This window comes from Geomonas sp. Red32 (assembly GCF_023652955.1).
In the GTDB taxonomy this organism is placed as follows: Bacteria; Desulfobacterota; Desulfuromonadia; order Geobacterales; family Geobacteraceae; genus Geomonas.
In genome coordinates, this window is record NZ_JAKLOY010000007.1 from 246816 (window position 1) to 260656 (window position 13841).

General features: G+C 64.2%; 10 protein-coding genes. 9 read left to right on the top strand and 1 reads right to left on the bottom strand.

The window, feature by feature from the left end; all coding sequences use genetic code 11:
• Positions 1 to 107: 107 nt before the first annotated feature.
• The 9 genes from L4X63_RS18165 to L4X63_RS18205 all read left to right on the top strand — a co-directional run bounded on the left by L4X63_RS18165 (position 108) and on the right by L4X63_RS18205 (position 13318).
• Positions 108 to 1322 carry an S-layer homology domain-containing protein gene (locus L4X63_RS18165; RefSeq protein WP_250680067.1) on the top strand — a complete coding sequence of 405 codons (1215 nt, stop codon included), beginning with the start codon at positions 108 to 110 and terminating at the stop codon, positions 1320 to 1322.
• A gap of 34 nt (positions 1323 to 1356) precedes the next feature.
• Positions 1357 to 2295 carry a TP0624 family protein gene (locus L4X63_RS18170; RefSeq protein ID WP_250680068.1) on the top strand — a complete coding sequence of 313 codons (939 nt, stop codon included), beginning with the start codon at positions 1357 to 1359 and terminating at the stop codon, positions 2293 to 2295.
• A gap of 120 nt (positions 2296 to 2415) precedes the next feature.
• Positions 2416 to 3537: a flagellar assembly protein T N-terminal domain-containing protein gene (locus L4X63_RS18175; RefSeq protein WP_250680069.1), complete on the top strand. Its 1122-nt coding sequence runs from the start codon at positions 2416 to 2418 to the stop codon at positions 3535 to 3537.
• 28 nt (positions 3538 to 3565) lie between these two features.
• Complete coding sequence (locus L4X63_RS18180; protein WP_250680070.1) at positions 3566 to 4831, top strand: CsgG/HfaB family protein; 1266 nt, start codon at positions 3566 to 3568, stop codon at positions 4829 to 4831.
• A gap of 82 nt (positions 4832 to 4913) precedes the next feature.
• Positions 4914 to 6683 carry a transglutaminase domain-containing protein gene (locus tag L4X63_RS18185; RefSeq protein ID WP_250680071.1) on the top strand — a complete coding sequence of 590 codons (1770 nt, stop codon included), beginning with the start codon at positions 4914 to 4916 and terminating at the stop codon, positions 6681 to 6683.
• A 142-nt stretch (positions 6684 to 6825) separates the two neighbouring features.
• Complete coding sequence (locus L4X63_RS18190; protein WP_250680072.1) at positions 6826 to 8616, top strand: transglutaminase-like domain-containing protein; 1791 nt, start codon at positions 6826 to 6828, stop codon at positions 8614 to 8616.
• A gap of 75 nt (positions 8617 to 8691) precedes the next feature.
• Positions 8692 to 9612, top strand: a complete 921-nt coding sequence (locus L4X63_RS18195) for a TP0624 family protein (RefSeq protein ID WP_250680073.1) — start codon at positions 8692 to 8694, stop codon at positions 9610 to 9612.
• 389 nt (positions 9613 to 10001) lie between these two features.
• The gene (locus L4X63_RS18200; protein ID WP_250680074.1) at positions 10002 to 10388 is read left to right on the top strand and encodes a hypothetical protein; all 387 of its coding nucleotides are present in this window, start codon (positions 10002 to 10004) and stop codon (positions 10386 to 10388) included.
• 47 nt (positions 10389 to 10435) lie between these two features.
• On the top strand, positions 10436 to 13318 hold the full coding sequence (locus L4X63_RS18205) for a caspase family protein (protein ID WP_250680075.1): 2883 nt from the start codon (positions 10436 to 10438) through the stop codon (positions 13316 to 13318).
• A 9-nt stretch (positions 13319 to 13327) separates the two neighbouring features.
• On the opposite strand, the gene L4X63_RS18210 is transcribed toward L4X63_RS18205, so the two are convergent.
• Positions 13328 to 13801, bottom strand: a complete 474-nt coding sequence (locus tag L4X63_RS18210; RefSeq protein ID WP_250680076.1) for an OmpA family protein — start codon at positions 13799 to 13801, stop codon at positions 13328 to 13330.
• Between the last annotated feature and the right edge of the window lie 40 nt (positions 13802 to 13841).

The window sequence follows — 13841 nt, forward strand, 5'->3', positions numbered from 1 at the left end:
TTTAAGTCGCACCGAAGAGTTTTCCGTTTGCGTGTCCGTCCAACGGACATGAACCTCCGATTCCCGCGGAACGGGAAGCGGATCGCTTAACCAAAGGAGGTACCAAAATGATGAAAAGGTTAGTGGTGATGCTGCTGGTGTTGGCCGGGACCCTGACGATGCTGGCAGGCTGCACCGGTCCGCGCGTCCGCAGCATCTCTCCCGAGGACAACCCCGAGCATCATTATCTCAACGCCATGAACGCCCTCGAGGCCGGCAAGCTCCCCGAGGCACAGGAGAAGCTGGAACGGGCGCTGCAACTGGACGACCGCTACTCCAAGGGGTACGCCGGGCTCGCCATCGTCTACGCCGAGCGCTCCAAGGGGGTGGCCGATCTCAAGATGAAACAGGTCGAGGTCGACCGCGCCTACGACAACCTCGACAAGGCGAAGAAATACGCCAAGCAGCCGGACGAGCGTTTCGACTGCCTGGTGGCGCTCGTGCGCGCCAACACCGCCATCAAGCCGCAGGGGTGGCTCGAGGAGGCCGAGGAGGCCTACAAGAGTGCCGCCGACCTCAAGGTCGACGAACGCAAGCTCGTGTATTACCAGGGGACCGAGGCGCTCACATACTACATGGCGGCGGCCTACCTCGAAGGTCTCGAGTTCCAGAAGGCGCGCGACCGCTTCGCCGACGTTTTGAACTCCCGCCGGGAAGGGAAGTGGCACGAGAAGGCGGACCTCGGGTGGAAGAAGACCGACCGGATCGTCCGCGCCATGGCCGGCATCACCGTGGGTGACGTCGGGAAGAAGATCGCCGTCAAGGACAGCATCACCCGCGCCGACCTGGCCGCGCTGCTGATCGACGAGATGAAGCTCGAGAAGCTTTTGGCAGGCCGCATCCCGGTCGCCTCCGAGCTCGCCAAGATGAAGCCCGAGTTCATCCCCGCCGACCTCGTCAATTCCCCGTTCAAGGACGAGGTGATCACCATGCTCAAGTGGAGGGTCCGCGGCATGGAGCCCAAGTTCGACGAGAGCTCCCAGGCCTACCTCTTCAAGCCGTCCGATCCGGTCACCCGCGCCGAGATGGCCTTCATCCTGGAGGACGTGCTGATCAAGCTCACCGGCGACAACAAGCTCGCCACCGCCTACTTCGGGCAGGACCGCTCCCCGTTCCCGGACGTGAGGCCGACCGCCCCCTACTACAATGCGGTGATGAACATGACCACCCGGGGGATCATCGAGGGTGAGCTCTCCGGCGAGTTCCGTCCCGCCGACCCGGTGGACGGCGCCGAGGCGCTGCTGGCCATCAGGATGCTGAACCAGAAGAAAAACGTGTACTAGCTTTCGATCACACCATCATATGCGGAGGGTACCCATGAAAAAACTGCTTCTCGGATGTCTGCTCGGCCTGGCGCTGGCCGGCCACGCCTATGCCGATGACAATCTCAACGGCCAGATCGACGATACCTTCGTCAAGGCCAAGACCTGGCTCAGCCAGCAGAATCTCTCCCTGACCGGGAGCCCGTCGGCCCGCGACGACAACGCGGCCTTCACCCAGGAAGCCATCCTCTTCTACGGCGAGGCGGTCGGCAACCCCGACGCGAGGACCGATGCGCAGCGCGAGATGGGGGCGAAAAGGGCCGCCGTCGTCGTCGCCCAGCGTGCGGTCGCCGAGTACCTCAACGGCTTCGCCCTGGTCGGCGATACCCTGGTCAAGGACGGCATGCTCCAGTACGACAGCGTCAGAAGCGCGGTCTCCGGCATCGTGAAAGGGGTCCAGGTAGTCGTGCAGGACTACTCGAAGGACAAGGATACTGCCATCGCCATCCTCAAACTCGGGATGCACGGGCCGAAAGGTTTCGCCTCCTCCTTGTACGAAAAGCTCAACAAGGACCCGCACCTCAAGAAGGCGGTCACCGAGCTGGACGGCAAGCCCGCCCCGAAATACCGTCACAAGCCGGAGAAGCTCGACGAGAAATATGACGGCCTGATCGTGGACGCCACCGAGCAGGATTTCAAACCGGCCCTCATCAACCGTATCTTCAGCGCGAAGAAGGAGCTTCTCTACGATCCTTCCAAGGTGAGCCAGAAGGTCCTGGTGGAGCAGGGGTGCGGCGAGTACACCAACACGGTCGATAAGGCCAAGGCCGCTCTTGAGGCGCGCGGGATCAAGAATCCGCTGGTGATCAAGGCGGTCGCCACCGTCACCTCGGCCGACCTCCAGGTTTCCGACCAGGACGCGGTGCTCATCTTCTCGGCCAACCAGCAGACCAACTTCCTGGCCGGCGCCAAGGTCGCCTTCGTCCTGAAGTAGCACGGAAGAAGGTTTCAGGATCCCAAGAGGAGATCAGGCTTCACATCCGGCCCGGTCTCCTCTTTTCCCGTTTCTAACGAGCCCGTTTTTCGGGCAGAGATCATCGCCACGGAGAACACCATGCGTTACCTCTCGCTGTTACTTCTGCTGCTCGTCACCCTGCTGCCGGTAGCCGCCGGCGCCGAAACCCGCTGCCTGGATTCGGAAGGAGAGGCGGCCATCGTCAACGGGGACGTCCCCTCCGCCAAGGCCGAGGCCATCAACCGCGCCAAGTGGAACGCCATCGAGGAGGCGGTCGGCGTGGACGTCAAGGCCCAGAGCGTCGTGCAGAACCTGATGATGGTCGACGAGTCCATCAGCAAGCAGGTCAACGGGAGCGTGAAGAATTTCAAGATCCTCTCGGCCAAACAGCAGGAAGACACCATGAAGGTAGCCCTCAAGGCGTGCGTGGAGCCGGGCAAGGCCAAGGATGCGGTGGCGGGGCTCGCGCTCAACAACGCGGTCTCGGTCTTCGTGCTCGCCAAGGATCCTACCGGCAACGCCTCCGGCTACCAGGAGACTAACCTCCTCTCCCAGGCCCTGATCGACAAACTGGTCGAGCGCGGCTTCACCGTCACCGACGCCGCTGCGGCCCAGGCCCTCAACGACAAGGCGGTGGAATCTGCCATCCGCGGAGGGAATCTCCTCGGCCTGCGCGGCCTCATGTACAAGTTCCTCACCAACGTGATGCTGATCGGCAAGGTCGACTACACTGTCAGCACCAAGAGGGGGGAAGACATCGGCTACGGCCTTTCCATGCCGTTCAACAACGTCACCGCCCGCTTCACCTACCGCCTGATCAGCAAGGATTCCAACGGCCAGCTCGTCATCCTGGCCGCCGGTTCGGAGCAGGGGAAGGGATTGGCCGGTAACGTCGCGGACGCCGCTTCCGAAAGCCTGAAGGACGTGGCGGGGAAGGTCACCGCGCCGGTGGTGGAAAAGGTTGCTGCCCACCTGAAAGCCTCCACCCGCAAGGTGCTGGTCAAGGTCCAGGGAGTCAAGGAGCTGAGCGACAATTTCGCCGTCAAGGAAGTCCTGCAGGGGCTTTCCTGGGTGACCGGCGTCGACGAGCGGGGCTTGGGCGAGTTCACCGTCGGCTATCCCGAAAACAGCATCTATCTCGCCAACAGCATCCGGCAGAAGGAAAACTTCCGGCTGATCGGCTTCACCCCGGCGACCGTCACCGTCGAGTACCGCAAGTAGCAGGTCCAAACCCGTTTCAGGAGGGCTCATGAAAGCATGGAAGGCTGCGGCCGCTGCGGCGATGCTGCTTTTGCAGGGGGGGATACTGGGATGCGTACCGGCCGCCACTGCCGCCCGGGTCGATCCGGCCGCCTTTATCACCGACCGCCAGGAGCGTCTGAACATCCCGGAAATCTGCCGCCCCTCCTACGAGAGCGCCATCCCGAAGGTGGCGGTGGCGGAGATCTCGAACTTCACCACCTTCGACTACGCGAAGACCGTCCAGGCGCAGGTGGCCGGTAACGTCCAGCAGGATTCCGCCGGTGCCGCGGCAGCTTCCTACGGGCGGCGCGGAGGGGGGGTGGTCTGGGGAACCAGCGAGCGGACCCGTTTCCAGGCGGAGGCCTCCACCATCCAGCGCGACATCAACGCGAACCTCTCCGAGAGCGTGGGGGACGGGATCTCCGACGTCCTCTCCAACCTGGGAGGATTGAAGCTCTATTCGCGGGCCGACCTGAAGAAGGTGCTCGACGAGCAGAAGCTCCAGCAGTCCGGCCTCGTCGAGGACAAGGACCTGGTCCAGCTCGGCAAGCTTACCGGCGTCAGGTACATGATGACCGGATCGATCGACAACGTGAACCTCTCCTACCTGTCGCTGCAGAGGCTGAAGGACGCCTCGGGGCGCGACAATAACCTCCTCAACGCCCTGGTGAAGACCGCCATGGAGCAGACCGAAGGGTGGCGGGTGGAGACCGAGGTGAACGTCCGGATGCTCGACGTCCAGACCGGGGAGATCGTGCTTTCCAAGAAGGCGGTCGGCAAGCAGATCGTCGGGAGGATGCCGTATCCCACCTACGACCAGTTGATCGGCTCCATCAAGAAGGCGGTCAGCGGGAGCCTCGGCGGCGTCCAGACCGACTTCTCCAAGTTCTTTACCGTCAAGGGATACGTGATCCAGACCAAGACGAGCCCCGAAGGGAGCGAGAAGATCGCCCTGGTAAGCCTCGGGCAGAACCAGAAGCTCCAGCCGGGGCACTCCCTCTTTGTGTACGCGTTCGAGGAGATCATGGACCCCCTGACCGGCAAGACCGTCTGCGACCAGCAGAGGATCCCGGTCGAACTGGTGGTATCCGACCAGATCCAGGGTGATCGCGCCTGGTGCTCGGTGAGGTGCGAGCCGCGCTACTTCGGCTTGCTGAGACCGGGGCTTCTCGTGGAGCGGGCACCGATCGGCGGCCCCGGTGGCGGGTATCGCGGAGGCAACTCCGGAGGCGGCTCCAGCGGCAGCTTCGGCACCTTCGGTGGCGGTTTCTAGCGGGCAAAAGCCGGGAGAGGGACAGGATGGGGATGGGGGAGGACGTCATGCATCTGCGATTAAGGTTCGAAGTGAGGGGGGGATGGTGAATAAAGCACTCCGTATCGCGGTGGTACTCGCATCGCTGCTGTTCCCGGTGCTGGCGCAGGCCAAGACCCTGGTGGTGACGGGACGCCTCTCCAGCGAGGTGACCGTCACCCAGATGATTACCTTCGGGGTGGACCAGAAGCTCTCCGAGCTCACCTACCGGTTCCCGCTCCCCGCCCGGGTCGGCGTGCCGAGCATCTCCCAGCGGATGATCGATCACCGCCTCTCCTTCGATCCCGAGCCGGAAAGCGTGACCGACGAGACGGACAGCTACGGTAACAGCTACAAGGTCGTCGTCTGGAAACAGCTCCCCAGCGACGCCCGGGCCACCATCGTCTTCACGGCCGACATCGACGCGGTGCTCGATCCGCTTTCCGCCAAGTCCCGCTTCCCTCTGCGGGGGATCCCCGAGGACGCCGCGCTCTATCTCAAACCGTCCAAGCTCGTGCAAAGCACCGATCCGGAGATCGCCGCCAAGGCCGCCGAGCTGACCGCCGGGGCCACCTCCGAGTCGGCCGCGGTCGATGCCATCCTCAACTTCGTGGCGGACCAGATCCGTTACGAGACTCCGCCGAAATCGTACGACGCCCTCTTCGGGCTCCGTACCGGCACAGGCAACTGCCAGAACTTCGCCCATCTCTCCTGCGCCCTTTTGCGCGCCTCCGGAATCCCCGCCCGCGTGGCGGTCGGGCTCACCCTGAAGGACAAGTGGAAGATCCCGCTGGACGATCGCGGATCCTCACTCGTGCAGGGGATGGGAGAAGGGCTCCATGCCTGGGTCGAGATCTACTACCCGGGCCTTGGCTGGCTTCCCTACGACCCGCAGCAGTCCAAGCAGTTCACTTCCACCAGGCACATCAAGTACGCCCACGGTCCGGAAGCGGCCGGGATCGGGACCTCGTGGCGCTCGTCCCCGGTGCTTCCCCGCTACAGCGCGCTCATCTCCTCGAGTTTCAGCAAGGACGTGGTGGATCTGACTCTGAAGGGCTCCGGGAGCGACCCGCGCGGATACATCACCAGTAACGAGATGATCGCCGCGGCCCCGGAGGTGATTCCGGTCCCACCGCCGGTGACGACCCACGAGCCGGTTCCGGTTCCCCAGCCCGAGCCGGTACCGGAGCCGAAGAAGATTGTGAAGAAGCCGGAGCCGATCCCGGAGCCGCCCCGGCACGTGGTGAAGCCGAGGAGGCCGTCAGGACCGCCGCCGCTCAAGCCGGACCGCAACGGGATGGTCGTCTTCGGCAATACCCGTTTCCCGGCCAACCTTTCCTTCTACACGAACAGCGGCGATCGCGGCGAGGCCTCTCTCGAGAGGGAAACCGCCGAGTACGTGACCTCCACCGGGGTCTACGCCCAGGCCTTCGTGCTGGACCGCCCCTTGCGGATCGAGAAGGTCTCCCTGGCGATGAAGAAGTTCGGAGGCGACGGGACCGTCTACCTCGACATCGTAGCCGACGACGGCGGAAAGCCGGGCCTGGTCAACGGGGTGCGCTCGAAGCCGGTCTACCTGGAGAACGTGAGAAAGACCCCCGGGTACGGCTGGCTCGACTTTACCGTTCCGGAGGACAGCGATCCGTTCCCGCCGGGAAAATATTGGATGGTGCTCCGCCGGTCCGGGGAGGCGATCATGAACTGGTACTACACCCCCGGCAAACCGTACGGCGGCCCCGACGACACCCGTTCCACCGTTCGAGGGTGGCAGTGGGAAGACGTCCTGACCTACGACTTCGTCTTCAAAGTCGCCGGCCGTGTCGTCCGCCGGTAACGTGCAGCGGTAACGTCCACTGGTGACGTCCACCGGTCCGCAGGAGTAAGGGCGGTGGCAAGTCCCCCTTGTTAAAGGGGGGGACCTATTTTCACCGCGGAGTTCGTATTTTGTGATGCATTTGCCATGACCGGAGGACCCCGTGATCAAGCGGATGATCGTTGGAATCTTGCTGCTGGCTCCCGTTATCTCGGAAGCTCGTACCCTCGTTGTTTCGGGCCGGCTCTCCAGCGAGGTCAACCTCACCCAGCAGGTCGTTTTCGGTGTCGACAGCAGCCTGTCTGAGCTCGTCTACCGTTTCCCGGTTCCGGCCAGGGTCCAGACCGCCAGCGTCACGCAACGGGTCGGCGCACTCCAGGCGAAGTTCGATCCCCAGCCGGAGTCGGTACAAGACGAAGACGACACCTTCGGCAACCACTTCAAGGTTGTTACCTGGCGCAACGTCGGGCATGACTGCCGGGCCACCATCGTCTTCAACACGGCAATCGACGCTGTCCTCGATCCCCTGAGCTCGAAAGCTCCCTTTCCCCTTCAGCAGGTAAGCGAGGAGGCCCGTCTCTACCTGAAGCCGACCAAGCTGGTGGAAAGCGGCAGCGGTGAAATCGTTTCCAAGGCCTCCCGGCTGACGGAGGGGATCACCACCGAATCGGGCGCCGTCGACTCCCTGCTCAACTTCGTCGCCAACAATACCCGCTATCGCCCGCAGCCCAAATCCTTCGACGCCCTCTACGCCCTCTCTACCGGGAGCGGCAACTGTCAGAACTACGCCCATCTCTCCTGTGCGCTCCTGCGTGCGGCTGGGATCCCGTCCCGCGTCGTGGTCGGCTACACCCTCAAGAACAAGTGGAAGATCCCGCTGGATGGCCGCGGATCGTCGCTCGTGCAGGCCATGGGGGAGGGGCTCCATTCCTGGATCGAGGTCTATTATCCCGACCTTGGCTGGCTCCCCTATGACCCGCTGCAGTCGAAACTTTTCACCTCGAGCCGCCACATAAAGTACGCCCATGGTCTCGATGCCTCCGGCATCGGTGCGGCCTGGCATTCCTCTCCGGTGCTGCCCCGTTACCAGTCCGCCATCACCAGCAAGATCGAGAAGGACCTGGTCCAGCTCAGCCTGAAAGGGGAGGGGACCGAGCCGCGCGGCTACCTGGCGAGCAGCGAGATAGCCGGGGTGAGCGATGCCGGCGGTTCTGCGCGGACCGTTACCGCCGAGGTACGTGCCGAAGCCGCCCCGGAACCCTCTACCCCGCAACCTCAGGCCGGACAGACGGTCGCCCCACAGCCGGCCGCGCCGGTGCCAGCCGCACTGGAGCCGGTGTCTCCGGCACCGGCACCGGCGCCGGAAAAAGGCCGCTCCTTTACCGCAACGCTCCCGCCGCCGGGAAAGGATGGTGTCCTCGAATTCGGCAACATCGCCCTTCCTCAGCAGGTGGGCGCCTACGTCGAAACCGAGACCGGCGGAGAGGCGGCCTTCTCCCAGGAAACAGCCGAATACGTCACATCGTCTGCGGGCGTCTATGCGCAAGCCTTTAAGATCGACCGGCCGGTCAAAGTCGAGAAAGTTTCCCTGGCGATGAAGAAATTCGGGGGCGATGGCAGTGTCTATGTGGACATCCTTGCCGACGACCAGGGTAAACCCGCCCACAGCAAGGGCGTTCGCTCCAAGCCACTTTTCCTCGACAAATTAGGCAAACAGTCCGGCTATCAGTGGGTCGATTTCTCGCTGCCGCCGGAGAATGAGCCTTTGAAACCCGGCAAGTACTGGATTGTCGTCCGGCGTTCCGGCGAGGCTGTCGTGAATTGGTACTACTCCCTCGGCAAGCCCTACGGCGGCCCGGACGACACCCGTTCGACCGCCCAGGGATGGCAGTGGGAAGACATCCTCACCTACGACTTCGTCTTCAAGGTCTCCGCAAAAGAGGTGGCTAAATAGTCCGGTACGTAGTCCCGGTTCAGGAGAGCCGAAAGCTGGGTGAGGGAAGGTTTTAAGCAGTTGCAGGAGGCGGCGATGAGGTACCTGAGATGGCTGTTATTGTTCCTCCTTCTGGCGGCCCCTGCCTGGGCGGGCCAGCTCCGTCAAGGCCCGCCGTACGGAGAGATCAGCCGCTGGCTCCAGTCACGCCAACTCGTGCTGGCGGGCTACAACGGGGTCACCAACGCCGACCTCATCGCTTTCTTCCGCGGCAAAGCCGCCTGGTATGGTGAGGCCGCCGGTAACCCGGCTTTCACCTCGGCCGGACAGCGCCGGGTGACCACCGAGCGGGCCGCCGAGGTCATGGGGTACCGGAGCGCTGCCGAATTCCTCTCCGAGATTCCCTTCGCCGGCAATGCCCGTCTGGGCGATATCGCCAAGGAGAACGAGGCCGCCCGGGGCTGCCTCAACCGTTTGCTCCCCATGGTCCGCCCGGTCACCTTCGCCTACTCTCCCGAGACCGACATCGGGGTGGCGGTGCTCCATGGCGACGCCGGCGGAGACGACGGGATGCTGGCAGAGGTCTACCAGACGGTGGCCGGTAGCCCCAAACTGAAACGGATGGTGGAGGGGGATCTTCCCTACCGGCCGTCCGCGGCGACCGGCGCCTCATCCTACGATGGCGTCATCGTCGACGTCAGCGCCTTCAACGTCCACCCGGCGCTCTTCAACCGGCTGTTCACCAGCGCCGGCGAGACGGTCTACACACCGCTTTTCCTGCCGCCGGAGCGCTACGCGGAAACGGGGGGCGTGCTGCTGGCAACCAGCCAGGGACAGGCGAGAAAACTCCTTGCCAGCCGTGGCTCGCGCAATCCGCTGATGGTGAAGGCCCTTGAGGGTTCCCGGGGGGCAGACGTCAGGATAGGCGACGCCAATGCCGCCCAGATATTGGCCACCGAACGCACCTCGGGGATTTTCCGCGCGGGGAGAGTCGCCCTCGTTTTTCGCGTGAAATAAAGGGGTTACACCACATTTTTGGCAAGGAGCCGTGCGGTAGCTCTAGTGAAAGTTGCTTTCAGAATGACGTATTACGTATTGATTTCGTATATTTAAGTGAGGTTCGGCATGCCGAACCTCGGGGGCGGCCTGGGCGCAGGTTACGTCAATTAGAGCCGAAAGGGGGGCGAGGGGTGAGGATGAAGGTGCTCTCGGTCATGGTGTCCGTCCCGCTGTTAGCGGCTACTGCAGCCGCTGATGAGACTGAGATCGTCTGGCCATTCATGAGCCGAATGAGTCCGCCCGGTGTCGCGCCCCAAAGCATTTTCTCTCTCGGACGTGGGAGCTCGCACTCACCAGATCCTGAACTACGGCGGCGGGAATCATGCACGGTCGCTTTTGTCGCGGCGGTGGAAGGGGTAGGGCGAAGGCTGGGCGGTATCGCCTTTTCCGGCTCGACCGTCATCAACGACGGCATGATGGCGACCGATCGCGTGCGTATGACCTCGTTGGCCAGCTTCGCCACCGGGGTGACGGTGGAGCGCGAATCGCTGGTGGTCGATGCCATCGCCCAGGAGGATCGCATGGTGCTTCGGGTGCCGGGCGGTGTTCCGGGGGAAGGCATGCTGGAAATCAGGACGAGGCTTGGAGTGCCGGATGGCGAGGCTTTTCCCGTTCTCGACCTGGACATGCTGCCGAAAGGGTTCCGGGTGGTGGAGATCGAGAGCGTCAGCTACTCAAGGGATGAAAACGTCTGCACCGTCACGGTGGGCTACCATGACCCGAAAGCCCGGTAGGGCGAGGGCAAGGGAGACGGGTGGCACCGATCAGGAAGGATAAATTGATGATCATAAAATGGATAATCGGGCTGGCGGTGGTGGCCCTGGTGCAATTGTTCCCCCAGCTGGCTTTGGCCGGGCTTTCCCAGGAGCCGATCCTCCGGGTCGAGACCGGGATGCATACGGCCATGATCAAGAAGATCGCGGTGGACGCTTCCGGCCGCTGGCTGGTCTCGGCGTCGGACGACAAAACCGTCCGGGTCTGGGAGTTGACCGAACAGGCCAAGGGGGCGGCGGCGCAGGTCCTGCTCCCCTCGCGGGTGCTGCGTCCTCCCATCGGCGCCGGTAACGAAGGAAAGATCTTTGCGGTCGCCATCTCTCCCGACGGCTCCACCGTGGTCTGCGGCGGCTGGACCGGGTGGGACATCAACCGCTTCGCCTCCCTCTACTTCTTCGACCGCGCCTCCGGGAAGCTCCTGAAGAAGGTGGACGGCTTTCCCAACGTGATCCAGTCGCTCGCCTGGTCACGCGACGGCAAGTCCCTGGCGGTCGGCCTCGGGGCCGGAAAAGGGGTCTACCTCGTCAGGGCCTCCGATGCCAAGCTCGCGGGGATCGACTCCGAGTACGGCAACGACTGCTACGCTCTCGATTTCGATGCCGGTGGCAGGCTGGTCACCGCCTCCTGGGACGGCTTCGTCCGGCTCTACGATGCCAATTTCAAACTGATCGCCAAGGAGCGCGCCCCCAACGGCGAGCGCCCCTATGCCGTCGCCTTCTCGGCAGACGGCGCCCGCGTAGCGGTAGGGTGCGACGATGCCCGCAAGGTTACCGTCCTCTCCGGCAAGGACCTCTCGCCGCTCTACACCGCTCCCGGCGGAGCCGACGGCGGAACCCTTTTCAGCGTCGCCTGGTCCGCGGACGGGGCCTACCTCTTCGCCGCCGGCAGCCACCAGGGAGACGGGAAATACCTGGTGCGCCGCTGGGAACAGGGGGGACAGGGGATCTACCGCGACTTCCCGCTGGCGGAGGGAGACGTCATGCAACTGCTCACCCTTCCCGGTGGGCGCATCGCCTTCGCTTCCGCCAGCCCCGAGGTGGGGATCGCCGGAGCGGACGGCGCCCTCGCCATCCGCCTGGGCTCCGGTACCGCCAGCTTCCGCGACAGTCAGCTCCTGGTCTCGGCCGACGGCTCCACGGTCGGCTTTTCTTACGGTTCCGGTGCGGCTGGCCCCGCCGCCTTCTCCGTCCTCGATCGCAGCTTCTCCGGACGGGAGATCAAAGCAGGCCTCAAGGGGCCCAATACCGCCGCCCAGCGTTTCGGCCTCGCCCGGACTCCCGACGGATTCCTGGCGGTGCATGGAGTCAGGCTGCCGCTGGAAGAGCACGAGGCGGTCCGCAGCCTCGCCATCTCGCCCGACCGTTCCCGGCTTTTGCTGGGCACCGATTGGAATCTGCGCTGCTTCAACAACGGCGGGCGGGAGATGTGGCGTATCGCCGCGCCCGGCAACACCTGGGGGGTGAACGTGGCGGGCAATGGGATGGTGGCGGTAGCCGCCTTTGCCGACGGTACCATCCGGTGGTTCCGCCTTGCCGACGGCGCCGAGCTCCTCGCTTTCTTCCCGCACGCCGACCGCAAACGCTGGGTCCTCTGGACCCCTTCGGGCTACTACCAGGCCTCCATCGGTGGAGAGGAGCTGGCCGGCTGGCACCTCAACAACGGCGGTGAGGCAGCGGCCGACTTCTTCCCGCTGGCCCGTTTCCGTTCGGTGTACTGCCGTCCCGACGTCATCGCCCGCGTCCTCGAGATGGCGGACGAGGGGAGGGCGATCAAGGTGGCCGATCTGGCCGCCGGACGTTCCCCTGCTCCCGTTTCGCTCAGGACCCTGCTGCCTCCCATCGTCACCATCGCCGGTCCCGCCAGCGGGAGCCAGGTCGAGGGAGGGGAGGCCACTGTCTCCTTCGCCCTTCGTTCTCCCTCGGGCGAAAAGGTCACCGGCGTCAAGTTCCTGGTCAACGGCCGTCCCGCCACCTTCCATGAGAAGAGCGCCAAGCCCGGCGGCGATCTCCGCGAGGCGTCGGTGAGCCTACCGGAAGGGGAGAGCGAGATCACCGTCATCGCCGAGAACCGCTTTGCCGCCAGTGAACCCGCCACCGTCAAGGTCGTTCGCACCAAGGCGCCCGAGGCTCCGGTGGAACAGATATCGTTTCTTCCCCGGCTGTTCATACTTGCCATCGGGGTCGGCGCATACCCCGACAAGGAGCTCACGCTCAACTTCGCCTCCAAGGACGCGCAGGATTTCGCCGCGCTGATGCAGGGGCAGAAGGGGGGGCTCTACGGCGAGGTCAATACCAAGGTCATGACCGACGCCGGGGCGACCCGGGAGGCCGTCCTGGACGGGCTGAAATGGCTTCGCCGCGAGGCGGGCGAGCGGGACGTGGCGGTGGTCTTTCTTTCCGGCCACGGCATCACCGAACCAAGCGGCGCCTATTACTTCCTCCCGGTGAACGGCGATCCGAAGAAACTGGCCCAGACAGGGGTGGTCTTCACCGAGATCCGCGACACGCTCATGTCGCTCCCCGGCAAGGCGGTGCTGTTCGTCGATACCTGCCACTCCGGCGACGTGATGGGAGGGCGTAGCGCGGCCAGCGACGTGAGCGCGGTGGTGAACGAGCTCTCCAGTGCCGAGAACGGCGTGGTGGTCTTCGCCTCTTCCACCGGGCGGCAGTATTCGCTGGAGGACGAGTCGTGGGGAAATGGGGCCTTTACCAAGGCGCTCGTTGAAGGTGTGAAGGGAAAGGCGGATTACACGGGGAAGGGGAAGATCTCGGTGACGAGCCTCGATCTCTGGATTTCGGAACGGGTGCAGGAATTGACCGACGGGAAACAGACCCCCACTACCGCCAAGCCGAGGACCATCCCGGACTTCACGCTGGCGGTCAAACGGTAGGGGATCCCCTCAGCGGACCGGCCGGAACTCCACCCGCCGGTTCTCAGGATCGCGCCCGTGGGCGACCGGTTCCTCCTTGCCGCGGGATACGTAGGCGACCCGGCAGGGGGCGATTCCCAAGGAGAGGAGATGATCGTGGACCTCGAGGGCGAAGCTTTCCCCCAGTGCCAGGCACCGCTCCTCGGATCCCCGGTCGTCGCTGTGGCCGATCAGGATCACCTTGAGATGGGGGTCCGCCCGCAGCAATTGGGCGTTACGGGCGACGATGTCGCGGGCCTCCTCGGTGATGGCGTGGGCGCCGGTAGGAAAATGGACGGTTTCCATCGGGGGCAGGGGCTGAAATTCCCCGGTTCTCCTCCTGGAGGGAAACATCCCGTGCAAGACCGCGGTGGCCTTGGCTCCCGCCCGGGAGAAGGCTTCCACCATACGCTCGGAAAGAACCGCTACCTGGGCTGCGTTGCGAACTCCGTCATTCCTCGACATGGCATCCTCCCGTGACCGGTGCTTTTCATTAGCTTGGACG

What these genes read in the sequence shown, in the direction of transcription:
- L4X63_RS18165 (WP_250680067.1), top strand. Translation starts at nt 108, where the DNA reads ATGATGAAAAGGTTAGTGGTGATGCTGCTGGTGTTGGCCGGGACCCTG.
- L4X63_RS18170 (WP_250680068.1), top strand. Translation starts at nt 1,357, where the DNA reads ATGAAAAAACTGCTTCTCGGATGTCTGCTCGGCCTGGCGCTGGCCGGC.
- L4X63_RS18175 (WP_250680069.1), top strand. Translation starts at nt 2,416, where the DNA reads ATGCGTTACCTCTCGCTGTTACTTCTGCTGCTCGTCACCCTGCTGCCG.
- L4X63_RS18180 (WP_250680070.1), top strand. Translation starts at nt 3,566, where the DNA reads ATGAAAGCATGGAAGGCTGCGGCCGCTGCGGCGATGCTGCTTTTGCAG.
- L4X63_RS18185 (WP_250680071.1), top strand. Translation starts at nt 4,914, where the DNA reads ATGGTGAATAAAGCACTCCGTATCGCGGTGGTACTCGCATCGCTGCTG.
- L4X63_RS18195 (WP_250680073.1), top strand. Translation starts at nt 8,692, where the DNA reads ATGAGGTACCTGAGATGGCTGTTATTGTTCCTCCTTCTGGCGGCCCCT.
- L4X63_RS18205 (WP_250680075.1), top strand. Translation starts at nt 10,436, where the DNA reads ATGATCATAAAATGGATAATCGGGCTGGCGGTGGTGGCCCTGGTGCAA.
- L4X63_RS18210 (WP_250680076.1), bottom strand. Translation starts at nt 13,801, where the DNA reads ATGTCGAGGAATGACGGAGTTCGCAACGCAGCCCAGGTAGCGGTTCTT.